The organism is Aquicoccus porphyridii (assembly GCF_008369105.1).
Taxonomy (GTDB): Bacteria; Pseudomonadota; Alphaproteobacteria; order Rhodobacterales; family Rhodobacteraceae; genus Aquicoccus; species Aquicoccus porphyridii.
This window is the reverse complement of the sequence record NZ_VINQ01000003.1, coordinates 330,853-355,837: the sequence shown is the minus strand read 5'-3', so window position 1 is coordinate 355,837 and position 24,985 is coordinate 330,853. Positions and strand designations below refer to the sequence as shown.

The following is a 24,985-nucleotide window of genomic DNA, read 5'->3' as shown; positions in this document are numbered from 1 at the left end:
TCAGGGCCCGGGCAGGCGTATATGCCGGTCATGAACATGCGCGCGACACATATTCCTTTCATGAAGATGCACGGGCTCGGCAACGATTTCGTCGTTGTGGACGAGCGTGGCCTTGCGCCGATGGTCGACGAGCAAACCGCCGTGCGGTTGGGGGACAGGCATCGTGGTGTGGGGTTTGACCAACTGGCGGTGATGCGCGACAGCGCCGAGGCCGATCTGCATCTGACGTTTTTCAACGCCGACGGTTCGCGCGCGGCGGCCTGCGGCAATGCCACGCGCTGTGTTGCGCGCTACGTGATGGATGAGACCGGGCAGGGTTCGGTGACGATAGCGACCGACCATGGCGTGTTGCCCGCGCGGGATGCGGGCGATGGGTTGACCTCGGTCAACATGGGGCATGCGGCGGTCCGCTGGGACGAGATCCCGCTGGCGCATGAGGTGGACACTTTGCACCTTCCGATCAAGGGCGGGCCGGTGGTCACGTCGATGGGCAATCCGCATTGCACCTTTTTCGTCGAAGATTGCGAAGCCGTCGATCTGGCGGCGCGTGGTCCGGCGATCGAGCATCATCCGCTCTTTCCCGAACGCACGAATGTTCAATTCGCCCATGTCGAGGGCAACAACCGGATCCGGATGCGGGTGTGGGAGCGTGGGGTCGGCGTCACGCTGGCCTCGGGATCGTCGTCATGTGCTGTGGCCCATGCTGCGCATCGGCGTGGGCTGGTGGCCCGGGAGGTGCGTGTGCGGCTCGATGGCGGGGTGCTGGACATTCGGCTGGCCGATGATGGCATCTGGATGACCGGCCCGACGGCGCATGTGTTTGACGGGGTCTGGAGGGTCTGAGATGTCGGTATCACCCAAGTTTCCCGTGCCGAAATTCACCACGCTCGGCTGTCGCCTCAACGCCTATGAGACCGAGGCGATGAAGGAGTTGGCGGCGCAGGCGGGGTTGGGCGATGCAGTGGTGGTCAACACCTGCGCGGTGACCGCCGAGGCGGTGCGCAAGGCACGGCAGGAAATCCGCCGCTTGCGTCGCGAGAATCCGGATGCGCGGGTGATCGTCACCGGCTGTGCCGCCCAGATCGACCCCAAGAGCTTTGCCGCGATGGACGAGGTCGATGCCGTGATCGGCAACAGCGAGAAGATGCAACCCGAGACATGGACCCGGCTTGCCCCTGATTTCACTGGGGAAACCGAACGTGTTGTCGTTGATGACATCATGAGTGTGACCGAGACCGCCGGGCACCTGATCGACGGGTTCGGCACGCGGTCACGCGCTTATGTGCAGGTCCAGAACGGGTGTGATCACCGCTGCACGTTCTGCATTATCCCCTATGGTCGGGGCAATTCGCGTTCGGTTCCCGCCGGCGTGGTGGTGGACCAGATCAAACGGCTGGTTGACCGGGGTTACAACGAGGTGGTGCTGACCGGGGTGGACCTGACGTCCTGGGGGGCTGACCTGCCTGCGGCACCTCGGCTCGGTGATCTGGTGATGCGGATTCTCAAGCTGGTGCCGGATCTTGCGCGTCTGCGGATCAGTTCCATCGACTCGATCGAGGTCGATGACAACCTGATGCAGGCCATTGCCACCGAACCGCGCCTGATGCCGCATCTGCACCTTTCGCTGCAACATGGCGACGACCTGATCCTCAAGCGGATGAAGCGCCGGCATTTGCGTGATGATGCGATCCGTTTCGCCGAAGAGGCGCGCGGGCTGCGCCCGGACATGACCTTTGGTGCCGACATCATCGCGGGCTTTCCGACCGAGACCGAGGCGCATTTCGAGAATTCGCTGAAGCTGGTCGAGGAGTGTCACCTGACCTGGCTGCATGTCTTTCCCTACAGCCCTCGCCCCGGCACGCCGGCGGCGCGGATGCCGCAGGTTCATGGCACGGCGATCCGCGAACGCGCTGCCCGGCTGCGCGCGGCGGGCGATGCGGCGGTGGCCCGGCACCTCGGCGCGCAACAGGGTCTAACCCATTGTATCCTGACGGAAAACCCGCATATGGGGCGGACCGAGCAGTTTGCGGAAGTGATGTTCAATGTGCCTCAGCCAGAAGGCAAGATCGTGACCGCCATGATCCGCGGGCAATCGGGCAACAGGTTGATGGCCTGACGCGCTTCGCGCTCTCAGGACGTCGGGACTGCAGGGTGCGTCAGGCCGTTCCTGAACGGTGCCGCCGGTCTCTGCACAGCAAAGGTTAACGCCGCTTTGGGGCGGGATTTCGGGGGGTGACATCCGGCTGACATCCGGCTGCTGCCCGGCTGCCGGGCAAAACTTGACAAATCCTTGCCCCACCGTGGTTAACGCAACGGTCGCTGCCCCGGGATCTGCCCCTTTTGTGTCGACGCCCCGGAGTTCGGCACCTGACACAAGATACCCGATGAAGGCAGGGCAACAGGCTGGGGTCCATTTGCTCTGAGCGAAACTGTGGGATGACCGTTTTGAGGCCTTTGCGGACGGTCAGACCTGCCGCCAATGCTGCGGGCGCATTTGGCGGCTGTCAGCCCCAAAGCAGACGCTTATTTCCCTGCTCTTTGCAGATAAGCTCTGACCCGAGCAAGAGTTGACCAACACTGTCCGCAAGTCTACCGATTGGACCAGTAAGATGGACTTCGTAGGTTAATCTGTATGAAAAAAATTGCGTTTATTTGTTTGCTACTAGTTTTGGGCGGCGTCGCTTTTGTATTTGCCCTCACCAAGAACACCCCTGCTTCTCATCCGGTCTTGCGCGCGAGCGATCTGCCTACGCTCATCCCGACCCGCGCGTTCTATGCCAATCCGCGGTCAGAATTTGGCTATGTAGCCTCCCATGACGGCGTCTACACCATATCGGAAAAAGCGAGCCTTTTCGGGCGGAGCATGGTGGTCAGAGAGATTGCAAGCGGAGAGCAGATCGCGGAATTCCCCATTGGTTTGTCCGGTATCCGCTGGCACCCGGACAAACCCCTTTTGCGCTTTATCTTCGAAGGGCATGATTGGGAGGCTGATCCCTTCAATCCGGAGCGGGAGAACTGGAGGCGGACCAGCCCCGTGAAACTGTCGGGTGGCTGGAACCTCACTCAATATGCGACCAATGCGGAAGAGCCGGTTCTTTTCTGGGGCCGTACAAGCCGGAGCGAACTGGGACACATGTGGCGCGTTTCGCAAGATGGTCTGGATGTGGAACGAATGGCCGAGGGAAATTCGAGAAGCCATTATTGGGTTTTCAACAAGGGCAAGACAAAGCCGATCTTGCGGGTGGATTCACTGAACACTTCCACGCAGCGCGTGTTCAGAAAGACCGAAAGCACGTGGGATGTGCTTTTTGACCTTGATCTCAACGATGTGTTCGAGCCGTTGAGCCCGGTTGATGAGACTGGCCATCTTGTTGCGCGCTCGTCGCGGGGCCGTGACAAGGCCGCGCTTGTGAGGCTTGACACAACCACAGGCGAGGAAACTGTTCTTGTTGAGAACCCTGACGGGGATATCGGGGCGGCCACCGCGCTGACCTATGATGAGGGTCCGGATATCATCCGCATGGGGCTTGATACGCTGGACAGGGTGGCGCTTACGGACCGTGGGGAGGTGTTTCTGAACATATTGGCGGAATTTCCGCAGCCGGTAAGCCTTGGTTACACCTCGGCAACGCCCTCGGGGCGCTATGTCATCCAAGCGATATCGCCCCAGAGCAAATCCTGGATCTATCTTTTGATCGACCTCGAAAATCAGTCTTACGAGGTTCTGGACGAATTTCATTTCCGTCGGTTTCAAGACCGCCTTGTTCAAGAGAAAAGTGTCAGGTTCCAAGCGCGTGATGGCCTTCAAATCCCCGCTGTTTTATCGATGCCACGAGGGGTTTCGGGCCCCATTCCATTCATTGTCCATATCCATGGGGGGCCGGCAGGCGCTTCGGCACTGGGCTATGACCATGACACGCAGTTTCTGGTCAACCGGGGCTATGGTGTTTTGTCGGTGAACTTCCGTGGCTCCAAGGGGTTTGGCAAAGCCTTTCAAGCCAAGGGCTTCGGGCGATTTGGCAGGGCGATGCAGGATGACATCGCCGATGCTGCGCAATGGCTTGTGGAGGAGGGCCTTGCGGATACCGATGCCTTGGTGGCCATGGGCACCAGCTATGGCGGATATTCCGCGGCGCTTGCCATGACGCGTGACCCGGGCCTTTTTGATGCGGCGGTTGTCGAGTTTCCGATGCTGGATGTGGAATTTCAGTCGAAATACCATCCCGGCTTTTGGAACAACGGGATCGACGGCTGGTGGCGATACTTTGGCCAACTGGACGACCCGGATGATCTTGCATTGATGCGTGACTATTCGCCGGCAAATCGCATCGACGATATTCATGGCCCGATACTGATTCACGGTGGCCTGCGCGATCAGATTGCCGCCGTACAACAAGTGCGGGACTTTGAAGCGGCGGCTTTGGCGGCCGGTAAAGATGTCACCGTTCGGTATTTCCCGAACGCGGGCCATGGAACACAGCACTGGCGCGACAATCTGGACCGTGCCCGGTCTATCGAGGATTTTCTGGCCAATCACGCCGGTGGCCGGTCCGGTGGGTTTGAATTCGTGGAGTGGGCCCCCGGTGTCATAGATTGATGAAAGGGAGCGTTACAAAGGAATGCGGAGCCGGTCACAATCTGTGGTTCTTGATTCCTGAGTAAGCTCTGGAGTTCGCACCCCTACGATGAGTTGGCATTCTCGGCCATTTGCCTCCGGAAGATGCCGGGGTTCGAGTGAAGTGCTGGTTCGGCAACGAACCATGTAACGCTCTGCGGGCTTGAGCCAGTCGCGTCGGAAAGGCGGTCAAGGTTCTTAACTTTGCAAACTCCGCTCCCTGCCCACAACCGCCGTTCAGTCTTCACCACGTCACACCCGCATCGAACGTCCGCAATGCCCCGCATTGCGACCCCGTGGATTTCTACCCCGCAACCCCGCGTACTCTATTCCCAGACGAGACGGATGGCGAGTGCCCCGAAGACAAGCGCGGTGATGCGATTGAGCGTTTTCGAGACCCGGCCGAGGGCCGTGCGCAGAAGGCCCGCCGTGGCGCCGTAGCCTGCCGTGATGCAAAATCCGGTGCTGGCGAAGACAGGGCCAAGGATCGGGATCTGGTGCCAAATCGGACCCGCGGCAGGCGTGGTGAATTGCGGCAGAAACCGTACATCCATGGCGGTCTTCCTGTTTGAACAACCGCTACATCAAAGCAACCAACCCCCAGGTTTTGCCCACTCCCGACAGGCTCATTCGGCGGCCTCCCTCGGTGTCAGATTGTGCAGCAACTCGGCGATCTCGGGTCGGCAGGAGCCGCAATTCGTGCCTGCGCCCAGCGCTTCGCCGATGGCCTCCACGCTCAGCGCTCCGCTGGTCTCGACCGCATCGATGATGGTGTTGACGCCGATGCCGAAGCAAGAACAGAGTATCGGGCCGGGATTGGGCGCATCCGCGGGCGGACGGCCTGTCAGCGCATCGGGGCTGTCGGTGCCGGGCAGGGTGGCGAGGTAGTCGCGCATGATGGCCACGGGCTCGGGCGCCACGAAGAGCGCACCAATGATCATTCCGCCTTCCTGCAACACGACACGGGCCGACCCGCGATTTGCATCCACGATCGTGGCCGCCGTCGCGTGCGGTGCGACAAACAGCCTGCGGGCTTCGACCTCCCAATCGTCGACCGGCGTGGACCCGGCGAGTTCGGCCCGGTAGCCCTGTCGGGTCCGGGCCCGTGCCCAATAGTCGGATCGCGGTGCCATCGGCCCCGCCGAGACGGCAAACCCATACCACGCCGCGTCGAAACGGGAGACGGTCACGACGCTGGCCTTGCTTTCGGGCTGGCCAGAAACCGGGTCCGTCATGGCCGCGATAAGCGCGTCGATCCGGCCCGAGGGCGCGGTCTCGCCGGTCCAATGCATCGGTGCAAAGACCTGACCGGGCTGGACGGCATCGGTGATGCGCGCGCGGAGGATGGCACGGCCTGTCGGACTCTCGACATGCACCAGATCGGCGCCGCCAATCTTGAGGCGGGCGGCATCCGCCGGGTGAAGCTCCAGAAACGGTTCGGCCAGATGCGCCGAGAGCCGGGGGCTGAGGGCCGTTCGCGTCATGGTGTGCCACTGATCCCGTATCCGCCCGGTGTTGAAACGGAACGGAAAGCGCGGCTCGGTCCGGGCCACAGGCGGACACCAGGTGACGGGCACGATCCTGCCCCTGCCGTCGGCGTGGAAAAACCCGCCATCCGCGAAGAACCGACCCCCCTTGCGTTTCGACGTCACCGGCCAGCGCTGCGGCTCCAGCGCGTCATAGGCACTGTCGCTCAGATCACCGAGGCCCGAGATATCGAAATCCCGGCCAAATTGCCCGGCAATGCCCGACAAGGCCGCATATTCGCGAAAGATCCCGGCTGGAGTATCATAGTCGAAGGCGCGCAGATAACCCATGCGCCGCCCGACCTCGGCCAGGATGTCCCAGTCGGGCCGTGCCTGCCCCGGCACAGGTAGAATGCGGCGCTGGCGGCTGATGGTGCGGTCGGTGTTGGTAACGGTGCCGTCCTTCTCTCCCCAGGCGCTGGCGGGCAGGATCACGTCGGCCAGCCGCGCGGTATCGGTCTGCGCGGTGATGTCGCTGACAACGGTAAAGTCGCAGCCTGCGATGGCGTCGCGCACCGCGTCCGCCTCGGGCATCGACACGGCGGGGTTGGTGTGGATGATCCACAACGCCTTGATCCGTCCGTCACCGACAGCGCGGAACAGGTCCACAGCTTTCAACCCGGACGCGTGCGGCACATGCGGCGCGTTCCAGAAGTCGCGCACGGCGCCGCGGTGATCGGGGTTTTCAAGGTCGAGGTGACAGGCCAGCATATTGGCCAACCCGCCGACCTCACGCCCGCCCATGGCGTTGGGCTGACCGGTGACGGATAGCGGCCCGCGACCCGGCTTGCCGATCCGGCCCGTGGCCAGGTGGCAGTTGAGTATCGCGTTGACCTTGTCCGTACCGGATGTCGATTGGTTCACGCCCTGCGAATAGATCGTCACCACGCGCTCGGTCGCCATCCAGAGGTCGCAAAAGGCAGCGATCTCGGAGTCGCTCAGACCGGTGACGGATGGGTCATCGGCCCAAGCGGCCTCGAGCGCGGGTTCAAGCCCTTGAGTATGCGCGATGAAATCCTGATCCACCGCGCCTGCACCGTTGATCCGGGCCAGCAGCGCGTTGAAGAGTGCCACATCCGATCCGGGCTGCAAGGCCAGATGCATGTCCGCGCCGTCGCAGCTTGCCGTGCGGCGCGGATCGATGACCACGATCCTCGTGCCGCGTGCCTTCCGCGCGGCCAGCAGCCGTTGATACAGCACCGGGTGGCACCAGGCGAGGTTCGAACCCACCAGCACCACCAGATCGGCCTCGTCGATATCCTCGTAGGTGCCGGGCACCGTGTCGGTGCCGAAGGCGCGTTTGTGCCCCGCCACCGACGACGCCATGCAGAGCCGCGAATTGGTGTCGATATTGGCCGAGCCGATAAAGCCCTTCATCAGCTTGTTGGCGACATAGTAGTCTTCGGTCAGCAATTGGCCGGAGACGTAAAAAGCCACGCTGTCCGGCCCGTGCCGCGCAATGGTGTCGGAAAACCGCTCCGCCACCAGGCGCAACGCCGTGTCCCAATCGACCTGTCGCCCATCGACCTGAGGCGCGAGCAATCGATGTTCCAGCCCCACGGTCTCGCCCAGCGCCGAGCCCTTGGAGCACAATCGTCCAAAGTTCGCCGGATGATCCGGATCGCCGCGCACATCCAGTCCGCCCTGCCCATCCGGGCGCAAGAGCACGCCACAACCGACGCCGCAATAGGGGCAGATCGAACGTGTTTCGGGCAACCCGCTGCCGCCCATCACGCGGCGCTCCGCGCCAGCAGCTTGGCGGCGTCGATCAGCACGCGGCCAGCCTCAACCCGCACCGGGAAGGTGGCGATGGAGCCGTCTTCGCCCTGTGCCTGACCGGTGTTCAGATCGAACACCCAGTTGTGCAACGGGCAGGTCACGGACTGGCCATGCACGATGCCTTCGGACAGCGGCCCGCCCTTGTGCGGGCATGTGTTCGAAGCGGCAAAGACCTCGTCCTTGGCGGTGCGGAACACGGCAACGCAGCCCAGCGCGGTTTTCAGCGTTCGCGCGCCGCGCAGCGGGATGTCTTCGGTGCCGCAAATGTCGATCCAGCTCATTCCGCGGCCTCCAGTGTCAGATCGGCCAGCGGCTGGAAGCGTTCGGCCTGTCTTGCGTGTTCTGCCCAAGGGTCCACGCGGTAGATGGATTGAGAAAGCTCGAACGCCGCGACCAGGCGGGCCCGTTCGTCCGCATCCGCCAGCCGATCCCTGACCCAGTCGAGGCCCACCTTGGCGACCCACTTGTAGGGCCGGTCGAGATACCTGGCGTTCTCGCGGTAAAGCTGGACAAAGGCGGTCGTCCATTCGATGGCCTCTGCCTCGGTTGGGACGTCCACCAGGCGTTCGGTCTCTTTCACGTCCATACCCGCTGCGCCTGCGACACCGACCTGATAGCCGCTGTCGACGCAGACGATGCCCACATCCTTGCAGGTCGCCTCGGCGCAGTTTCGCGGGCAGCCCGAGACGCCCAGCTTGACCTTGTGCGGCGTCCAGGCCCCCCAGAGTATCTGTTCCAGCTTGATGCCGAGGCCCGTGCTGTCCTGCGTGCCGAACCGGCAATGATCGGTGCCCACGCAGGTCTTCACCGTGCGCAGCCCCTTTGAATAGGCATGACCCGAGACCAGCCCGGCGCGGTTCAGATCGGCCCAGATATGTGGCAGGTCCTCGCCCTTCACGCCCAGAAGGTCGATCCGCTGCCCACCCGTGACCTTGACCGTGGGCACGTCGTATTTCTCGGCGGCATCGGCGATGGCGCGCAGTTCGGTCGGATTGGTGATGCCGCCCCACATGCGCGGCACCACGGAAAAGGTGCCGTCCTTCTGGATGTTTGCGTGCTTGCGTTCGTTGACAAAGCGGCTTTGCGGGTCATCCCGGTATTCCAGCGGCCAGTCGGCAAGCAGGTAGAAGTTCACCGCCGGGCGGCAGACATGGCAGCCATTGCGCGTTTTCCAGCCCAGTTCCTGCCAGACCGCTTCCTGCGATTTCAGTTCCTGCGACTTGATCAGGCGCCGCACGTCCTCGTGGGTGAAATCGCAACAGCCGCAGATCGGCTGCGCGGTCGGCATGGCGAAGTCATCGCCCAGCGTCACTTGCAACAGCTGTTCAACCAGCCCGGTGCAGGTGCCGCAGGAGGCGCTGGCCTTGGTCGTGGCCCTGACCGCGCCCAGTTCGGTCGCGCCGGCGTTGATCGCGTCCACGATGGTGCCCTTGCAGATGCCGTTGCAGCCGCAGATTTCCGCCTCACGCGGCAATGCTGCAACGGCTGAGAGAGGGTCCGCGGTGGCGCTCCCCTGAAAGGCCGGACCAAAGATCAGCGTCTCGCGCAGTTCGTCGATTTCGGTGCCGTCCTTGATGAGCTGGAAGAACCAGTTTCCGTCGGCGGTGTCGCCATACATGACGGCGCCAACCAGGCGATCCTCCTCGATCACGAGGCGCTTGTAGATGCCCTTGGCCGGATCGCGGAGCACGATATCCTCGCGGCCCGGCCCGTCGGCAAAGTCGCCGGCGCTGAACAGGTTGCAGCCTGTCACCTTGAGCTTGGTGGCCGTGTCCTTGACGACAAAGGCGTCACGCCCGCCCAGCAGGGTGCGCGCCAAAACCTTTGCTTGATCGTAAAGCGGAGCGACGAGACCGAAGAGATGCCCGTCGAATTCCACGCATTCCCCAACGGCATAGATGTCCGGGTCCGATGTCTGCATCTGCGCGTTCACGTCGATGCCGCGCGCGACGGTCAGCCCGGCATCCGTCGCCAACCGCGTTTCGGGCCGGATGCCGACCGCCATGACGACCAGATCGGCCGGCAGCGTTTCACCGCTTTCCAGAAGCACCGCTTCGACGCGCCCGTCCCCGATGATCGCCTTGGTCGACGCTTGGGTGCGGATCGTGATGCCCCGCCCCTCGAGATCCTTGCGCAGCAAATACCCGGCGGCCTCATCCAGCTGCCGCTCCATCAGGTGACCCATCAGATGCAGCACGGTGACGTCCATGCCGCGCTCTGCCAAACCGGCCGCGGCTTCGAGGCCCAGCAGGCCACCACCGATGACCACGGCCGCGCCGCCCTTGTCGGCGGCCTCGATCATGGCGTTGGTGTCGTCCAGATCGCGGTAGGTGATCACGCCGGGCAGCTCCTTGCCGGGCACCGGAATGATGAACGGCGCAGAGCCGGTCGCAATGATCAGCTTGTCATATGGCGCACACCCGTTCTGCCCTTCGACGAGCTTCATCTCGGGATCGAGGCGCACCACATGCTCGCCAAACCGACAGGTCACGCCATGGGCGGCGTACCAATCGTCGTCATGGGTGACGATGTCGGCGTAGGTCTGTTCGCCGGACAGAACCGGGGACAGCATGATCCGGTTGTAATTGCCGCGCGGTTCGGCGTTGAAAAGCGTGATGTCGAACGCTTCCGGCGAGGTTTCGACCAATTGTTCGATCACGCGGCCAGAGGCCATGCCCGCGCCGATGATAACAAGTTTCTGTGTCATGGTTTTCACTCCGCAGCGATGGCCTTGCGGGCCACTGGTGTCGGTTTGGGTTTCGCGCCATGTTCATATTTCTCAAGGAAATCGAGCACGTCCTGCCGGTAGGCGTAGTAGTCCGGATGCGAGAGCAGCGCCTTGCGGGTGCGTGGGCGGGACAGATCGACCTTGGTGATCTTGCCGATGGTGGCCTGCGGGCCGTTCGTCATCATCACCACGCGGTCGGCCAGCAGGATCGCCTCGTCCACATCGTGCGTGACGCAAATCGCGGTAACCTTGGTGCGCGACCAGACCTCCATCAGGACTTCCTGCAGTTCCCATCGGGTCAGGCTGTCGAGCATCCCGAAAGGCTCGTCCAGCAGCAGCAGCTTGGGCGAGAGGGCGAAGGCCCGCGCGATGCCCACCCGCTGCTGCATCCCGTTCGACATGTCGCTGGCGGGCTTGTCCATCGCGTCCGCAAGCCCCACCCGCTCCAGGTAATATTCGACGACATCCTGCCGTTCGGCCCGGGACGCGCGGGGATAGACCTTGTCGACCCCGATGGCGCAGTTTTCCCGCGCCGAGAGCCACGGGAACAGGTTGGGCGACTGAAACACGACGGCGCGTTCCGGGTCCGCGCCTTCGACGTGGTGGCCATCGAGCTTGATCGCGCCCTTGGAAATCTCGTTCAGACCGGCGGCCATGGTCAGCACCGTGGATTTGCCGCAGCCCGAATGACCGATAAGCGATATGAACTCGCCCCGGTCGATCTTGAGGTCGAAATCCTCGACCACGGTGAGCGGCCCTTTCGGCGTCGGATACACCTTGTGGAGTTGCGAAAAGTCGAGGAAACGCTCAACGATCAGGCCCTGCTGCGCATCTTTCACCGCGGCGGGCACATTGTGGATCGGGGTTACATCGGGCAGGGCACGGGTTCCTTCGACTTTGACCTCGATCCCCACATCCATCAGGTATTTGGTAACGTCGGCTCGCAGGCGCTTGAACGTTTCGTTGGTGTTCATCGCCATCCGTTTGCGCGGACGGGGAATGGCGACGTTGAACTCCTCTCCCAAGGTTCCGTCGGGATTCAGGGCGATAATCCGGTCGGCGAGTATGATCGCCTCGTCCACATCGTTGGTGATCAGGACGCAGGTCTTCTTGTCGGCCTCCCAGATACGCTCGATCTCGTCGGCCAGATTGGCGCGGGTCAGCGCGTCCAGCGCCGAGAGCGGCTCATCCAGCAGAAGCATCTCCGGATTCATCGCCAGGGCACGCGCCACGTTGACCCGCTGGCGCATCCCGCCCGACAGCTCTGCCGGGCGGCGTGTCGCGGCGTGTTTCAGCCCGACCATATCGACGTAATGCGCAACCTTGGCGGCTTTCTCGGCTCTCGACAGACCCGGAAACACCGTGTCCACGGCCAACCCCACATTGCCGTTCACCGTCAGCCACGGCATCAGCGAATAGCTTTGAAAGATCACGCCGCGTTCCGGGCTTGGCTCGGTGATGGGCTTGCCCTTGAACGTCACACTGCCCTTTGTGGGGCGGTCCAGCCCTGCCAGCAGGTTGATCAGCGTCGTTTTCCCCGTGCCGGAGAAACCCAGCAGGACAAGGAACTCGCCCTCCTGCACATCGAGGTTGATGCCCTTCAGCACATGGGTGGCATGGGTGCCTGTGCCGAAACTCTGGCTGACATTTTCAAGTTTGAGAATGCTCATGGCGCTCACCGGTTGTTCGTGAAGGTGAAGAGCGACTGCAACGCGTACATCACGCGATCCAGCAGGAAGCCGATGATGCCGATGGTCAAAACCGCGACCATGATCTTGGCGAGCGAGGACGACGAACCGTTCTGGAACTCGTCCCAGACGAATTTGCCAAGGCCCGGGTTCTGCGCCAGCATCTCGGCGGCGATCAGCACCATCCAGCCCACGCCGAGGCTCAGTCTCAGCCCGGTAAAGATCAACGGCAGGGCCGAGGGCAGGACCAGCTTGGTGATCTTGGTCCATGTGTTCATCTTCAGCACCTTGGAGACATTCACCAGATTCTTGTCGATACTCGCCACACCCAGCGACGTGTTGATCAGCGTTGGCCAGAGCGAGCAAAGCGTGACCGTGACCGCCGAGACGATGAAGCTTTTCGGAAACAATCCGCCCTCGGTGGCCGCGAGCGCCGACACGATCATCGTCACGATGGGCAGCCAGGCCAGCGGCGAGACCGGTTTGAAGATCTGGATCAGCGGGTTGAGCGCCGCATTGGCGGTCGCCGACAGCCCCGCGAGAATGCCCAGCGGCACCGCCGCGACGGTGGCCAGAAGGAACCCGAAGAACACCGTCTGGATCGAGGTCCAGATCTGCTGATAATAGGTCGGCGCGCCGGTATAGGCGCGGTCGATCGGTTCCTTGCCCTGCTCGACCCGGCGTTCGTTCAACTGGCTGACCTTGGCCTCGAACTCGACTTGCTTGGCGACCTTTGCCCGCGCGTCCTCGTGCAGGTTCACCGCCTCTTCCCACACTTGTCCGGGGCCGGGGATCGCGCCGAGCGAGGTTTCCACCTTGGGCGCCAGCACAGCCCAGAGCATCAGGAAGGCGGCAATCGCCAACAGTGGCACGGCCAACAAGCGCCAGATTTCGCCCAACTGCGCACGCGGGTTGTCCCCTGCGGCGGCCTTGAGCATGGGCGTCAGCCACGCCAGGCCCAGCACCTGGAACCACTTGTCGGCTGTGTTGATGCGGGTGAAGAGTTGCGCGCGCCGGGCTTCGCGGTCGGTGGACTCGGCGAAATTCGGGTCAACGGTGGTCATGAAACCTGTCCTCGATTTGGGGTTGGGAATGGCCGCCCATCAAGCCCGTGCGGGCTTTCGTCGCGAAATGCCCGCATGGGCAGATGGGTGGCCGCGTTCGGCTTAGCCCTTGACTTCGGTGCCCACGACGACCTGATCGCTTTTCAGGCCGATTGGCAGGCTTTCGAGATAGGCGTTGGGCGTCTTGCCGTCATAGGCGATGCCGTCGATGATATCTTCGGCGGGCGTCGGTGCCTTGTAACCATTGCTCTCCCAGGGGAAATCGGCCTCGTTCGCCAACCCCTCGTCGACCAGCAACCGGGCCGCTTCGAGGTAGATTTCGGGCTTGTAGACAGACTTGGCGACCTCCTCATACCAGCTGTCCGGCTTGGGTTCGGCGATCTGACCCCAGCGGCGCATCTGGGTCAGATACCAGATCGCGTCGGAGTAGAAGGGATAGGTCGCGTTGTAGCGGAAGAAGACATTGAAGTCGGGGATGTCTCGCTTGTCGCCCTTCTCGAATTCGAAGAATCCGGTCATCGAGTTGGCGATCACCTCGTAATCCGCGCCCACATATTCCGGCCGGCTCAGGATCTCGACCGCTTCGGGGCGGTTGGCATTGTCGTTCTCGTCCAGCCACATCGCCGCGCGGATCAGCGCCTTGGTTACCGCCAGCGTGGTGTTGGGATACTGCTCGGCGAACTCGGCAGTGATGCCGAACACCTTCTCGGGGTTGTTCTTCCACAACTGATAATCGGTGATGACCGGCACGCCGATACCCTTGAAAACGGCCTGCTGGTTCCATGGCTCACCCACGCAATAGCCGTTGATCGTGCCGGCCTCCAACGTCGCCGGCATCTGCGGAGGCGGGGTCACCGACAGGAAAACATCCGCACCGATCTGGCCAGATATGTTCTCCTGGCTGTAGTAGCCGGGGTGCAGACCACCGGCGGCCAACCAGTAGCGCAACTCGTAATTGTGGGTCGACACCGGGAAGACCATGCCCATGTTGAAGGGCTTGCCCTCGTTCCTGAACTCTTCGACCACCGGTGCCAGCGCCTCGGCGGAAATCGGGTGCTGCGGGCGGCCATCCTCCATCTTGGGGATATGGGGCAGCATCTTTTCCCAGACCTCGTTGGACACCGTGATGCCGTTGCCGTTCAGGTCCATCGAAAACGGCGTGATGATATGCGCCTCGGTGCCAAAACCGATGGTGGCGGCCAGCGGCTGCCCCGCAAGCATATGCGCGCCGTCCAACTGTCCGTCGATCACTCCGTCAAGCAGCACCTTCCAGTTGGCTTGCGCTTCCAGCGTCACGAAGAGGCCTTCGTCGAGGAAGTAGCCGTTTTCATAGGCCACCGCGAGCGGCGCCATGTCGGTGAGCTTGATGAAGCCGAAGGTCAGTTCATCCTTCTCCAGGTCCAGCAGTTGGGCGAAGCCCGGGCCGGCGAGTGCAGTGGTGGCGGCAAGGCCGATCAGCAACTTTTTCATCTTTCGTCCTTTCGACACGCCCGGGGGGGGAGACACCGGGCAAACGTAAAAGGCCGTTCACTGTCCACCAGCATCGGCTGACGGAAAGCGAGCGACCTTGCTCAGGATATCCCTGTCATTGGGAAGAATTTGGTTCGGCCCACCTCGTTGCAGGTCGATTACCCGATCATGCGGCAGTGCAGCGAACAGGGCCAGAAGAACCGTCACATCCTGTCGGCTTGTCTCAGGTGGTGCAGGGATTTGCCCAGAAAAGCATCATTCCAGCGCATCAGGGTCGAAAACCGCGCCATCAAAGAATCGGTCCGGCAGCAGATTCAGCCGCCCCCGGTTGGACGCCACGGCGGTGGGGTGATGAATCGCCCCCTCCAGTTTTTCCGACGCACCCGGCAAATCGGCATCCGTCTGAGACATGTGCTGGCGGTACAGATCCGCTCGAAAGACCGACGCACCTGCTTTGATGTCCGCATCCAGATCGTAATGTTGCGCAAGCCTGTGCGCCATCCATTTCGCCTGACTGCGCCACGGAAAGCTGGCTGCGGCGCCATGAAAGCGCACGAAGCCGTCACACTTCCGTTGTTCCCCATGGCCCGACAGGATCAACCGGCCGGACAAGGCGCGGTCGATCAGTTCCGGCGGCAAGTCAAGAAAGTCCTTGCGCGAGAGCACCTCTGCAGCGGCGATCCGGCTTTCGGGTTTTTCCAACCAGCGACTGGCGTGCCAGACGGCTCGGATCAGGCGCCCCACGAGGTCCGGCTCCGTTTCCGCCCAGTCGGTCCGCGTGGCCAGCACTTTCTCCGGTGCGCCCTGCCAGATCGCCCGACCGGGCAGCAGCAGCGCCCCCACGCCACGATCCACGGCGACCGAGCCCCAGGGCTCGCCTACGCAAAAGGCGTCAATGTCGCCCGCTTCCAGCGCGTCGGCCATCAGCGGCGGCGGCACGGTGCGGATCTCGATATTCTCCACGCCCAAATCCGTGCGCTCGGCCCAATAGCGCAAAAGCTCCACATGCATGGAGAAGGGAAACGGCACGCCGAAGACCAGCTTGCCGGATCGGCTCCGCCGCAAGGCATGTGCCGCGGCCTTGGCATCGGAGAAATCGAACCTGAAGCCCTGGGCGCGAAGGGCGTCTTCCAGAGGGCGGCCCACGCCGATGACATTGCCGTTCACGGACAAGACGGATACCGCCGCAAGCGAGGTGGTCATGCTACCCAGGCCAAGCCCCATTGCGACCGGGACAACCGAGAGCAAATGCGCGGCATCCACCCGCCCAAAGCCCAGCATGTCTCTCAGGGAAGACCACGATGGCGCGGGGATCAGGTCCAGCGCGATGGCTTCCGCCTTCGCAAAGCCCATTTCCTCCGCGATTATCAGCGGCGCGGCGTCGATAAGCGGCATGTATGCCACGGGGATGGTGACGCGCCTCATCCCAAGAGCCCCGCAGCCGTGACCAGCGCCTCGGCCACATCGGCGACCTTGCGCCCCCGATCCATTGCCGTTTTGCGCAACAGCGCATAGGCCGCGTCTTCATCAATGCCCTTGGCCTTCATCAACAGCCCTTTCGCGCGGTCGATCACCTTTCGCTCTTCCAGCGCGCGGCGGGTTTCGGCCAGTTCCTGCCGCATCTGGCGCAGCACGGAAAAACGCGCGATTGCGGTATTCATCACGGGTTTGACGCGTTCTGGCGCTAGGCCATCGACAACATATGCGGACACTCCCGCCTCGATCGCCGCCTGTGCCAATCCGCCCGCCGCGCCAGAGACGAACATCGCCACGGGCCTGTCCAGCGGACCGGAGGCCAGCGTCAGTTCCTCCATCATGTCACGTGTCGGGTTGTCGATGTCGATCAGAACGATGTCAGGGGAATGCGCGGCAATCTTGCGTGCGAGACTCGCGTAGTTTCCGATCACATGGACATCGCAATCGCCGTTCTCTTTCAGAGCATCGACGATCCCGGTCGCCCGATCGCGATCCTCTTCCACCACGACAACTGTCAGCCTGGGTTGCATTCCCATTGCCTGCAACGTGATCCCGCCTGGCGCAATAGGTCACATATGACGAGCGTGATAAAACGGACATTCACACAGCATTCGCAATCATCGCGCTCGATTTCTGAGCAGAGTATGCGGCCTCAAAGGGCAGCGCCAAGTTGTTTTCCGCCGGTTGCGGGGGGGGGGTGGATGAGCGCTTTGAGGTGGCGGAGAAATGATAGCGGCGAGGGCGAGAGTTGGTGTTGATCTGTTCATGTGCGCCAAGGAAGCGCTGTGCCTGTCTCGGGGGTTTGAACCGCGTGGCGACGATGTCGGGCTGCGACGGATATATCGTGATCGGGAGGTGCCAATGACCGGAGCCGCGCGTGTCAGCAGACCATCCCCAAGCAGAAAGACCGCGCGCACCTTCGCGGCCACCCTGTGGGTCGGCATGTTGGTCACCCTTGGAGCCGCCGTTCTCGACGGCAGGCTGGCCGTCTTTCACGTAGATACCGCCGCCTGACCCGCAGATTCTTTCCACTCCCATTGCGTTGCGCGGGCCGGTCATGGCACTCCCAAATCGTCGGAATGTCCCGCCTCCAGCCGACGCCATTGAGAGATCGGCCGGCCGTCGCGACGAAATGGATGATTGGTCTCGCCCCAGCGCTGTGGCCAGCCGTCGGGCGAGTCTTCAAAATCCTCTTGCCGCCCATAGACGGTCAGGTCGAGCAGGCGGTAACTGTTGTCCATCGCCTCGACGCCGCGACGGGTCGTCCAGTAGGTCTCGAACACCTCGTGTCCGCGCCTCCCCGCAGCTTTACCTGAATGAGAGGGGACGGGATTTCATGAAGGTTCAGGATAATCCCCGGTACTAGCGTGGTCAGGCCAGAAAGTTCGCAATCAGCGTGGGTCGAAATTTCGGCAATCCCACCTATGAATCTGCCGTTGCCTGACCTCTCCTGCGCCGAAAGGCCCATGCGAAAAAGGTCTCATCCGGGATTGAGCGTATGAGATGCGCAATCACAGCGGTTGCCGTGATCGCGAATACAAGCCGCCCCACGAGCACGCCGAAAACATCCGCGCCCAAGGCCATCACGAGCAAGGTATCCTCGACAATGCTATGCGCAAATCCCATGAAGACGCATGAAATGAAGACCTGACGCGGCGACAGGTTGCCCGACCGTGCTTCGCGGATCAGCAAACCGCCACCATAAGAGATGCCAAGAAACAAGCCGACTGCGGTAAACTGTCCCGTTTCGCCCCTGATGCCGGCAAGGCGCAGTGTCGGGGCAAGTATCTTCATCAACAGCGCCATGAGGCCTATGAGTTTCAGTATTTCCAGCACCCAGGAAAGCGTGAGAAGAATGGCGAGCATGTAGATGAGCGCCTCGATGAGCCCGGCCATGAACCCCATCCAATCGCTGGCGTCAGCCACGGGGATCCAGGTCGGGTTCAATGTTTCCGCCTGCCAACCGGTAGCGGCAAACAGATGATGGAGGATCATCGCGTAGACGATTGCACCGGCGATACGGATCACCGTGGTGACGGCGAATCCCGGCCCGGCTTTCTGGATGATCTTCTGCTCGATCGGCAGGCCATGCGCGATCAGGATAAGCGATGAAAACACGGTGATGTCGGCGACGCTCATCGACTCGGCGGGCACAAGTGTGAAGATCATCGCAATCGCGCCCCATATCCCCACCAGCATTCCCGTCAGCCAGGCGAGGCCCAGTTCCGGCGGCAGCCCGAACAGCCCCATGACCGGCGCAAGCACAGGAGCGATGAAATCGATCAGCCCGGTTCGCGACATCACCTCGGTCACGATTGTGACCGGCACCATGATGCGCACCAACTCCCAGTAGATTTGCAGTGTTTCCTGGGTTTTGTTGACGGCGAATCTGAACACGGACATCTCTGCCTCCTCAAATTGTTGCGCGTCATTTCCTAGCCCGATCCCATTCGCATCTGCGGTCAAAGATTGCACATCCGTGCAATTTTATTGCATTCTGAGTGCTGCGATTTGGGAGATACGGATGGATCGGATCGATAGGAAGCTGTTGAACCTTCTGCAGCGCGATGCGTCGCGCACGAATGCTCATATGGCCGACGAGGTTGGCCTGTCTCCATCAAGCTGCTTGCGGCGGATACGGCGGTTACGTCAGGCGGGGATCATTGACCGGGTTGTCGCGATCTTGAACCCCGCCAAGGCCGGGCGCAGGCTGAGAGCCGTGGTGACGGTGGAACTGAGACTTCACGGCGAGCCAAATACGCGACAGTTTCTCGATCTGGCGGCCAGGGAAGAGGCGGTAATCCAGGCTCATGCCGTGACAGGAGAGGTTGACGCCATCCTGATGCTGCGCCTGCGCGATATGGAAGAATATGATGCGCTTTGCCATCGGCTGTTCCAGGGCCGGACCAATGTGGCGCGATACTGGACGATGATGGTGATCCGTACCGCCAAGGACGAAACGGCGATCCCGCTGTAATAACGGCTGGCCCAATGCATTCGCAGACGACCGTTCTGTTTGTCCGCCCAATTCTCCGCAAGGGCACCCGCTGGCTACAGGCGTGTCTTTCGCGAAACAGTCGACCGGCACGCGAACCTCGACTCGCGTTCAGTCGGCGCGTGAGTCAGGCTCTTCCTTTCGGGCCAGATCATCCTCGATTCCGGTAACCAGCTTACGAAGCAATCCCTCGAGTGTTTCGCGCTCCTTTAGGTTCAGGGCCCGCAGGTACGCGGATTCGTTTGCCATGTCCGCTCTGAAAGCCTTCTCGGCAAGCACCTGACCGGTCTCGGTCAAGACGACGAGCACGCTACGCCCGTCCCGTGGCGATTTCTCGCGCAAGATCAGCCCAGCCTTTTCCAGCCGGACCAGCCTGTGGGTCAAGCCGCCCGAAGAGATCATCAACGAGGTATAGAGCTCTGTTGGTGTCAGCCGGTAGGGCGGTCCCGAACGGCGCAACGTTCCGATGACGTCGAACTCGCCGCGGTCGAGGCCGAAATCGGCGAAGGTTGCCTCGATGCTTGGCCGCACCAGGTTCGACAACCGGTATGCACGGCCGAGTATGGCCATCGGCTCGGTATCGAGATCCGGCAGTTCCCTCTTCCATTGCTGGCGCAGCCGGTCGACATGATCGCCCTTGGCTCGCTCCCGGCTTGCCGCTGGATCCGTCATTTTCCTCACCCGTCGTTATCGCCATGAACGCATGCAATGTTCAATATGATCCGGAGAGATATCTTGGCAAGAAGAGATTTATCTTGACGTAAAGACAAATCATTGCGATATATCTTCTCAAGAAGATAGCTTCGCTGGCGGGGTCAGCATGAAAGGGAGGCAGAGAATGTCCCGAATCCTTCGTCATCAAGAACCACAGCCCGGTCAGAGCCGCACGGTTCGCTTCGAGGGCCGTGACCTCGGGGGGCCGGTATCCTTCTTCCTGGTCGATGCAGAGCCAGGCCAGGGGTCGGGCTTGCATGTGCATCCCTACGTGGAGACCTGGGTCGTCAGGAAGGGCAAGGCCGAGTTCACCGTGGGCGGCGAAAAGACACTCGCCTATCCTGGCGATATTCTCGTGGCGGCCGCCAATATTTCCCATCGCTTCGAGAATGTCGGCGCGGAGCGGCTCGAACTTATCTGCATCCATCCTAGCGATGTGATCGTGCAGAAAAATCTGTGAAGCGAATGAGCCTTTCGAGGGCGGCGAAGAAAGAAATCCGTGGCAACGGCATCATTGAGAGGAACATCAACGATGGAATATCTAGGCATAATCATGGGCATTGCCGGTATCCACTTTTTCGCCATCAGCAGCCCCGGTCCGACATTGTTTGTCATTGCCAGTCATGCCAATTCGGATCACCGGCGTGAGAGCGTCTTCGCTGTCTTGGGAGTGGTTGCCGCGACAGCGTTATGGTCCGGCTTTGCGGTCGCTGGTCTCGGTGCGGTCATGAATACGCTCCCCTGGATGCCGGTCGCGATACGCATGTTCGGCGGCGCCTACCTTATCTGGTTCGGATACAGGATGCTGAGATCTGTTCTCGAAGTCGGAACAGGCGCAGATATTGACGTCGTGGCAAAGAGGGTCACGTCAGCCGGCGCGCTGCGCTCCGGTTTCATCACCAACATCTCCAATCCCAAGGTGATCGCCTATTATGTCAGTCTGTTCGGCGTGATGATCCCGGAAGACAGTCCGCCCGCTCTGCTCGTCATTGCCTGTCTGACAGCGATTGTCGTTTCGATGCTGTGGTGGGGCGCGGTCGCGATGTTTTTCCGTCTTCCAGCCATTCGCCACGGCTTCTTTCGTCTGCGCCGGGTTTTCGATGGTCTCGTTGGTGCCGTTCTCGTAATTTTCGGCATCAGGTTGATCGCCGGGCGATGAGTTCGGCGCTGTAACGCAGCATTCCCCGGAGCTGATGTTGCCCGGCCGCGCGGCGAGATCTAACCTGTAGCGTCTGCGGTGCGGACCAGGACCAAGGAGGCATCGGACCTCTCTTTTGCAAGGTCTGCATTCAATCAGCTCAAGAAGTGGGGCATGCTTCTTGCCGATCTCTATTGGACTAATGTCATGACTCCGAAAACCGGACTCAATAATGTTGCGATCCGCCGATTGGCACCCGGTGACGATCAGTGCCGCTGGCGCCAAAGGTGTTGGACAACATGCGTCGCGGGCGTGCTCAGGTCCTGGCCGGTAGCATCGTTCGGGCGAGCGCGATGGCGGCGATCAGAACGGCAGCCACGACGACCGCGACACTGCCCCAGCCGAAGTTCGCCGCCAGCGCACCAGCGGTGACCGGACCCGCCAACATCCCGATGTTGTTGCCCTGGATGGCGAAACCCATCGTCGCACCGACGAGATCGGGCCGCGGTGCGAGCCTTGGCAAACACCCCATCAACACGACTGGGACCAACCCCGCCGTCAAGGAGAAGAGAACCGCAAGGCCGGCGACAAACGCCCATGCCAAGCCGGGACTGAGGACCCCGAAACCGAAGATGATCATTGCAACAAATCCCGCTGTCAGCACACGAACCGGAGGCCGCCCTGCTGACAGGAGGGCACCGGCGACGAGATTGCCCAGCCCGCTTGCCGCAACGGACACGGCCGCGACCGTACTCGCCAGGTTCTGGCTCAACCCGAATTGATCCGTGAGGAGTGTCGGCAGGAAACCGAAGATGGCGAAGAAGGCGGCGGAGAAGGCGGCGAACAGCGCGGCCAGCACCCAGGGACCCGGTGCGACGATGACGTTGGCCAGTTGCTCCTTAATGCTGTGGGCATTCCCCATCGTTACCACTGCCGGAATCGAAGCCGCGAAGAATAGGCAGTAGCCGAGCAGGATTGCTGCATTGAGCATCCAGAACCCGCGCCATTCGAGATAGGTGAACAGGGGCACCGCAAGCATCACCACCGTCATCCCGACCGGCATCACCGTCGCCCAGACCGCGATGGCGCGATCCCGAAGATCCGGCGACACAGTTGCGAAAATAATCGTCGGCGCCGCCACGAGGACCGACACGAAACCCAGCCCCTCGACGACGCGCGACAGGATGAGCGGACCGGCGCCCCCGGCCATACCGCCGAGGCCGGAGCCGAGCGCCTGAAGCAGAAGCCCGCCCACGACCATACGCTTGGCGCCGATCCGGTCTACTGCCAATCCGATGGGTGCGCCGAAACCGGCGCCGACGATGGCGAAGGCCGAGATGAGCCAGGAGACCACTGCAAGGCTGATCCCGAGATCGCCTTGTATGACGCTCAGCGCCATGGGCGCCTTGCCGACCTGGAACGCGGATACGGTGCCGGCGCCAGCGATGACAAAAACCGTGGGCCAACCTGCGTCCCCGGCTCGGCCGTTCTCAGTGTTTTCTGCTACGGACATGACGATCGCCTCCGTCTGGAATGCTCATGCTGCTTGAAAGATTTGCCTGGCGCGTGCGTCACCCGACGTCGGCCAGATCCTGTTTTTGCGGCACGGCCGGCGCTTCGATATAGGGCTCGGCTCTGCGCGCCTGGCGCAGTGCGGTGGCCCACCATTTCAACTGGTGGAGCATCACAGCCGCGGCTGCTGCGCAGCCGTCCGGGCGGATGGCGTGCCCCTCGTCGTCGAACGCATCCCAGGGGTTCTGGAAACTGACGGTGTCGCGCATAGTCATGGCGTGCAGCTCCGCCATGACGCCCCGCAGGTGCTCGACAGCTCTCAGGCCGGCGGCAAATCCGCCATAGGAAACGAAGCCGACCGGTTTGGCCTGCCATTCGTGGTAGCCGAAGTCGATGGCGTGCTTGAGAACCGCCGGGAAGCTGTGGTTGTACTCGGGCACCACCATGACGAAGGCATCCGCCGCCGCCAGTCGTTCGCAGAACGACACGGCCTCGGCGCTTGGTGTATCCGATATGGCCGCAGGCAGTGCGACATCCGCCAAATCGATGACATCCACCGTGAAATCGGCGTTCGACCGGACCTGCTCTGTGAACCAGTTGGCGATCACCGGCGCGAAACGGCCTTCGCGATTGCTGCCAACGAGAATGACGAGGTGGATCGGTTTGTCTGACATGGTATGTTTTCCTTTCTGCATTGTTCATTTGAAGCGAGCGGAAGCCATCGCATTGCGCGGTCTTCGCAATGCGTTCTCAGGCTTGGTATTGGGAATGTCGGGCGACGCGCGTTGAAGGCGTAACGTCAGGTCGGGGTTGGTAGCTTCATGTGATGCGACCTTTGTCGAGTGGGATTGCAGGCAAGATACATTGACCCGGTAAATATAATAGCGCAAAAATTAGGTCGTTATTATCGGGTGAATAGATGACTCTGATCTCACTGGAGCAGTGGCGCGCGCTGGTTGGCGTCGTTGACGCGGGCACCTACGCCCTGGCGGCCGATCTCCTTGGCAAGAGTCAGTCCTCGGTCAGCTATGCCGTGAACCAAATCGAGGAGCGGACCGGTGTTGAACTCTTCCGGATCCAGGGAAGGAAAGCCGTCCTCACTGTCGAGGGCAAGGCACTATATCTGCGGGCCAAGTACCTTCTGGCCGAGGCGGGGCGCATCGAGAAAGCCGCAGCCGAGATGGCCGTTGGTCATGAGGCCGAGTTGCGCCTGGCCGCGGACATCATGTTCCCGCCGGCCATCCTACTTGAGAGCATCAAGCGTTTCGCCGCCGAGCGACCGACGACTCGCCTTGAGATCTATGAAACTGTCGTGGCCGGGTCCATGGAACTACTTGCAGACGGGCAGGTTGATGTCGCAATCGCCCCGGAATTGCCGAATGGTTTCCTGGGTGAGCCGATCATGCGCGTCCAGTTCCTGCCGGTCGCCGCTCCATCCCATCCCCTCCATCGCCTCGAAAAAGTCACACTGAACGACCTGCGGGACCATCATCATCTCATCATTCGGGACAGCGGCGCGCGCAAGGTTGACCAAGGCGCCTGGCAGGTCTCCCAGAACAGGATCATCTTTTCCCAGACTTCGACATCGATCGAGGCCGCGCGGCGTGGTGTGGGATTCAGCTGGTATGCCGAGACGCTGATCGGAGCGGACCTGGAAGCCGGCACATTGAAGGAGTTGCCGCTTGCTGAGCCTGCGCGCAGATCAGCCGAGCTTTTCTTGGTGTTCCGTGATGCTGTCGGGGCCAGCCCGGGTGTCCGCCGGTTGGTGGAGATACTGCGATGCATGGTTAGCGATCCCCATGGCCGGGGAGCATAACCTTCCGGGCAAAACTCGCTGTCCCGGACCGCCCGACTGTTGGGTAGTTTCAGAATATCCTCGTGTGCACCGGTCGCGCCCCATCTGACGATCTCGGACAGGATCGGCAGCAAGGCCTTGCCGCGTGGCGCGAGGGCGTATTCTACTTTTCTCGGCACAACCGGATACTCCGTGCGGTGAAGCAACCCCAGCTCGGTCATATCCTTCAACTCGCGGCTGAGGATACGCGGGGTGATCGGCTTTCCCAGACCGCCCTTCACCAGCGATCTTCCGATTTCTCCAAAGCGCAGTGGGCCGCGATGCAGGACGCAGAGGATGTGCAGTTTGTAGCGGCCCCGACGGACCCGAAATCGGGCGATGTCGAAGCCGCAGCAGTCTTCAACACCACACCGGAACGTCTGTTTCGTGCCCTCACCACGAAAGAAATCTGCGACTGGTGGGTCCGGCCGGGTGTATTCGATACC

General features: G+C 61.8%; 21 protein-coding genes and 2 pseudogenes. 7 read left to right on the top strand and 16 right to left on the bottom strand.

What is annotated here, in order from left to right:
• Positions 1 to 60: 60 nt before the first annotated feature.
• The 3 genes from dapF to FLO80_RS06970 all read left to right on the top strand — a co-directional run bounded on the left by dapF (position 61) and on the right by FLO80_RS06970 (position 4,597).
• On the top strand, positions 61 to 843 hold the full coding sequence (dapF, locus tag FLO80_RS06980; protein ID WP_342781713.1) for a diaminopimelate epimerase: 783 nt from the start codon (positions 61 to 63) through the stop codon (positions 841 to 843).
• A gap of 1 nt (position 844) precedes the next feature.
• The gene (gene mtaB / locus FLO80_RS06975; RefSeq protein WP_111363080.1) at positions 845 to 2,116 is read left to right on the top strand and encodes a tRNA (N(6)-L-threonylcarbamoyladenosine(37)-C(2))-methylthiotransferase MtaB; all 1,272 of its coding nucleotides are present in this window, start codon (positions 845 to 847) and stop codon (positions 2,114 to 2,116) included.
• 516 nt (positions 2,117 to 2,632) lie between these two features.
• Positions 2,633 to 4,597: an alpha/beta hydrolase family protein gene (locus FLO80_RS06970; protein ID WP_111363077.1), complete on the top strand. Its 1,965-nt coding sequence runs from the start codon at positions 2,633 to 2,635 to the stop codon at positions 4,595 to 4,597.
• A 344-nt stretch (positions 4,598 to 4,941) separates the two neighbouring features.
• Here FLO80_RS06970 and FLO80_RS06965 read toward each other — a convergent pair whose 3' ends face one another.
• From FLO80_RS06965 to FLO80_RS06910, 12 genes and pseudogenes are all read right to left on the bottom strand, one after another.
• Positions 4,942 to 5,169 carry a hypothetical protein gene (locus FLO80_RS06965; protein ID WP_111363075.1) on the bottom strand — a complete coding sequence of 76 codons (228 nt, stop codon included), beginning with the start codon at positions 5,167 to 5,169 and terminating at the stop codon, positions 4,942 to 4,944.
• 72 nt (positions 5,170 to 5,241) lie between these two features.
• Positions 5,242 to 7,872 carry a nitrate reductase gene (locus FLO80_RS06960; protein WP_111363072.1) on the bottom strand — a complete coding sequence of 877 codons (2,631 nt, stop codon included), beginning with the start codon at positions 7,870 to 7,872 and terminating at the stop codon, positions 5,242 to 5,244.
• Positions 7,872 to 8,201: a nitrite reductase small subunit NirD gene (gene nirD / locus FLO80_RS06955; RefSeq protein WP_111363069.1), complete on the bottom strand. Its 330-nt coding sequence runs from the start codon at positions 8,199 to 8,201 to the stop codon at positions 7,872 to 7,874. Before nirD ends, FLO80_RS06960 begins: the two co-directional genes overlap by 1 nt.
• Positions 8,198 to 10,627 (bottom strand): nitrite reductase large subunit NirB, encoded by a 2,430-nt coding sequence (gene nirB, locus FLO80_RS06950; protein ID WP_111363067.1) that lies wholly within the window; start codon positions 10,625 to 10,627, stop codon positions 8,198 to 8,200. The genes nirD and nirB overlap by 4 nt, the downstream gene beginning before the upstream one ends.
• Before the next feature lie 5 nt (positions 10,628 to 10,632).
• Positions 10,633 to 12,318 (bottom strand): ABC transporter ATP-binding protein, encoded by a 1,686-nt coding sequence (locus tag FLO80_RS06945; RefSeq protein WP_111363064.1) that lies wholly within the window; start codon positions 12,316 to 12,318, stop codon positions 10,633 to 10,635.
• A gap of 5 nt (positions 12,319 to 12,323) precedes the next feature.
• Positions 12,324 to 13,400, bottom strand: a complete 1,077-nt coding sequence (locus tag FLO80_RS06940; protein WP_111363061.1) for an ABC transporter permease — start codon at positions 13,398 to 13,400, stop codon at positions 12,324 to 12,326.
• A 102-nt stretch (positions 13,401 to 13,502) separates the two neighbouring features.
• Entirely contained in the window at positions 13,503 to 14,870 is a 1,368-nt protein-coding gene (locus FLO80_RS06935) for a CmpA/NrtA family ABC transporter substrate-binding protein (RefSeq protein WP_111363059.1), read from the bottom strand.
• 255 nt (positions 14,871 to 15,125) lie between these two features.
• Positions 15,126 to 16,295 carry an ABC transporter substrate-binding protein gene (locus FLO80_RS06930; RefSeq protein ID WP_111363056.1) on the bottom strand — a complete coding sequence of 390 codons (1,170 nt, stop codon included), beginning with the start codon at positions 16,293 to 16,295 and terminating at the stop codon, positions 15,126 to 15,128.
• Positions 16,292 to 16,876 (bottom strand): ANTAR domain-containing response regulator, encoded by a 585-nt coding sequence (locus FLO80_RS06925; protein WP_111363054.1) that lies wholly within the window; start codon positions 16,874 to 16,876, stop codon positions 16,292 to 16,294. The genes FLO80_RS06930 and FLO80_RS06925 overlap by 4 nt, the downstream gene beginning before the upstream one ends.
• A gap of 70 nt (positions 16,877 to 16,946) precedes the next feature.
• On the bottom strand, positions 16,947 to 17,405 hold the full coding sequence (locus FLO80_RS24410; RefSeq protein WP_223145463.1) for a hypothetical protein: 459 nt from the start codon (positions 17,403 to 17,405) through the stop codon (positions 16,947 to 16,949).
• Positions 17,402 to 17,632: pseudogene (locus FLO80_RS06915) on the bottom strand (DUF899 family protein); the annotation flags it as partial. The pseudogene FLO80_RS06915 and the gene FLO80_RS24410, both read right to left, overlap by 4 nt.
• A gap of 136 nt (positions 17,633 to 17,768) precedes the next feature.
• Entirely contained in the window at positions 17,769 to 18,749 is a 981-nt protein-coding gene (locus FLO80_RS06910) for a nucleoside recognition domain-containing protein (RefSeq protein ID WP_111363051.1), read from the bottom strand.
• Between the two features lie 121 nt (positions 18,750 to 18,870).
• Here FLO80_RS06910 and FLO80_RS06905 point away from each other — a divergent pair, with 121 nt between their 5' ends.
• On the top strand, positions 18,871 to 19,323 hold the full coding sequence (locus tag FLO80_RS06905) for an Lrp/AsnC family transcriptional regulator (protein WP_111363048.1): 453 nt from the start codon (positions 18,871 to 18,873) through the stop codon (positions 19,321 to 19,323).
• A gap of 129 nt (positions 19,324 to 19,452) precedes the next feature.
• Here FLO80_RS06905 and FLO80_RS06900 read toward each other — a convergent pair whose 3' ends face one another.
• Positions 19,453 to 20,013, bottom strand: a complete 561-nt coding sequence (locus tag FLO80_RS06900) for a MarR family winged helix-turn-helix transcriptional regulator (protein ID WP_111363046.1) — start codon at positions 20,011 to 20,013, stop codon at positions 19,453 to 19,455.
• A 166-nt stretch (positions 20,014 to 20,179) separates the two neighbouring features.
• Here FLO80_RS06900 and FLO80_RS06895 point away from each other — a divergent pair, with 166 nt between their 5' ends.
• Both FLO80_RS06895 and FLO80_RS06890 read left to right on the top strand, forming a co-directional pair.
• A complete protein-coding gene (locus FLO80_RS06895; protein ID WP_111363043.1) occupies positions 20,180 to 20,515 on the top strand; it encodes a cupin domain-containing protein in 336 nt (111 codons plus the stop codon).
• Between the two features lie 93 nt (positions 20,516 to 20,608).
• Positions 20,609 to 21,214, top strand: coding sequence for a LysE family transporter (locus tag FLO80_RS06890; protein WP_223145461.1), 606 nt, complete (start codon positions 20,609 to 20,611; stop codon positions 21,212 to 21,214).
• Between the two features lie 295 nt (positions 21,215 to 21,509).
• On the opposite strand, the gene FLO80_RS06885 is transcribed toward FLO80_RS06890, so the two are convergent.
• Entirely contained in the window at positions 21,510 to 22,706 is a 1,197-nt protein-coding gene (locus FLO80_RS06885) for an MFS transporter (RefSeq protein ID WP_111363038.1), read from the bottom strand.
• A 58-nt stretch (positions 22,707 to 22,764) separates the two neighbouring features.
• Positions 22,765 to 23,379: an NADPH-dependent FMN reductase gene (locus tag FLO80_RS06880; RefSeq protein WP_111363036.1), complete on the bottom strand. Its 615-nt coding sequence runs from the start codon at positions 23,377 to 23,379 to the stop codon at positions 22,765 to 22,767.
• Between the two features lie 245 nt (positions 23,380 to 23,624).
• Between FLO80_RS06880 and FLO80_RS06875 the strand changes: the two genes are divergently transcribed.
• Positions 23,625 to 24,521, top strand: coding sequence for a LysR family transcriptional regulator (locus FLO80_RS06875; protein WP_111363034.1), 897 nt, complete (start codon positions 23,625 to 23,627; stop codon positions 24,519 to 24,521).
• Between the two features lie 83 nt (positions 24,522 to 24,604).
• Here the strand turns inward: FLO80_RS06875 and FLO80_RS23515 are convergent.
• Positions 24,605 to 24,844, bottom strand: a pseudogene (locus tag FLO80_RS23515) (winged helix-turn-helix transcriptional regulator); the annotation flags it as partial.
• Positions 24,845 to 24,985 lie beyond the last annotated feature (141 nt).

What these genes read in the sequence shown, in the direction of transcription:
- dapF (WP_342781713.1), top strand. Translation starts at nt 61, where the DNA reads ATGAAGATGCACGGGCTCGGCAACGATTTCGTCGTTGTGGACGAGCGT.
- mtaB (WP_111363080.1), top strand. Translation starts at nt 845, where the DNA reads ATGTCGGTATCACCCAAGTTTCCCGTGCCGAAATTCACCACGCTCGGC.
- FLO80_RS06970 (WP_111363077.1), top strand. Translation starts at nt 2,633, where the DNA reads ATGAAAAAAATTGCGTTTATTTGTTTGCTACTAGTTTTGGGCGGCGTC.
- FLO80_RS06965 (WP_111363075.1), bottom strand. Translation starts at nt 5,169, where the DNA reads ATGGATGTACGGTTTCTGCCGCAATTCACCACGCCTGCCGCGGGTCCG.
- FLO80_RS06960 (WP_111363072.1), bottom strand. Translation starts at nt 7,872, where the DNA reads ATGGGCGGCAGCGGGTTGCCCGAAACACGTTCGATCTGCCCCTATTGC.
- nirD (WP_111363069.1), bottom strand. Translation starts at nt 8,201, where the DNA reads ATGAGCTGGATCGACATTTGCGGCACCGAAGACATCCCGCTGCGCGGC.
- nirB (WP_111363067.1), bottom strand. Translation starts at nt 10,627, where the DNA reads ATGACACAGAAACTTGTTATCATCGGCGCGGGCATGGCCTCTGGCCGC.
- FLO80_RS06945 (WP_111363064.1), bottom strand. Translation starts at nt 12,318, where the DNA reads ATGAGCATTCTCAAACTTGAAAATGTCAGCCAGAGTTTCGGCACAGGC.
- FLO80_RS06940 (WP_111363061.1), bottom strand. Translation starts at nt 13,400, where the DNA reads ATGACCACCGTTGACCCGAATTTCGCCGAGTCCACCGACCGCGAAGCC.
- FLO80_RS06935 (WP_111363059.1), bottom strand. Translation starts at nt 14,870, where the DNA reads ATGAAAAAGTTGCTGATCGGCCTTGCCGCCACCACTGCACTCGCCGGC.
- FLO80_RS06930 (WP_111363056.1), bottom strand. Translation starts at nt 16,295, where the DNA reads ATGAGGCGCGTCACCATCCCCGTGGCATACATGCCGCTTATCGACGCC.
- FLO80_RS06925 (WP_111363054.1), bottom strand. Translation starts at nt 16,876, where the DNA reads ATGCAACCCAGGCTGACAGTTGTCGTGGTGGAAGAGGATCGCGATCGG.
- FLO80_RS24410 (WP_223145463.1), bottom strand. Translation starts at nt 17,405, where the DNA reads ATGACCGGCCCGCGCAACGCAATGGGAGTGGAAAGAATCTGCGGGTCA.
- FLO80_RS06910 (WP_111363051.1), bottom strand. Translation starts at nt 18,749, where the DNA reads ATGTCCGTGTTCAGATTCGCCGTCAACAAAACCCAGGAAACACTGCAA.
- FLO80_RS06905 (WP_111363048.1), top strand. Translation starts at nt 18,871, where the DNA reads ATGGATCGGATCGATAGGAAGCTGTTGAACCTTCTGCAGCGCGATGCG.
- FLO80_RS06900 (WP_111363046.1), bottom strand. Translation starts at nt 20,013, where the DNA reads ATGACGGATCCAGCGGCAAGCCGGGAGCGAGCCAAGGGCGATCATGTC.
- FLO80_RS06895 (WP_111363043.1), top strand. Translation starts at nt 20,180, where the DNA reads ATGTCCCGAATCCTTCGTCATCAAGAACCACAGCCCGGTCAGAGCCGC.
- FLO80_RS06890 (WP_223145461.1), top strand. Translation starts at nt 20,609, where the DNA reads ATGGGCATTGCCGGTATCCACTTTTTCGCCATCAGCAGCCCCGGTCCG.
- FLO80_RS06885 (WP_111363038.1), bottom strand. Translation starts at nt 22,706, where the DNA reads ATGTCCGTAGCAGAAAACACTGAGAACGGCCGAGCCGGGGACGCAGGT.
- FLO80_RS06880 (WP_111363036.1), bottom strand. Translation starts at nt 23,379, where the DNA reads ATGTCAGACAAACCGATCCACCTCGTCATTCTCGTTGGCAGCAATCGC.
- FLO80_RS06875 (WP_111363034.1), top strand. Translation starts at nt 23,625, where the DNA reads ATGACTCTGATCTCACTGGAGCAGTGGCGCGCGCTGGTTGGCGTCGTT.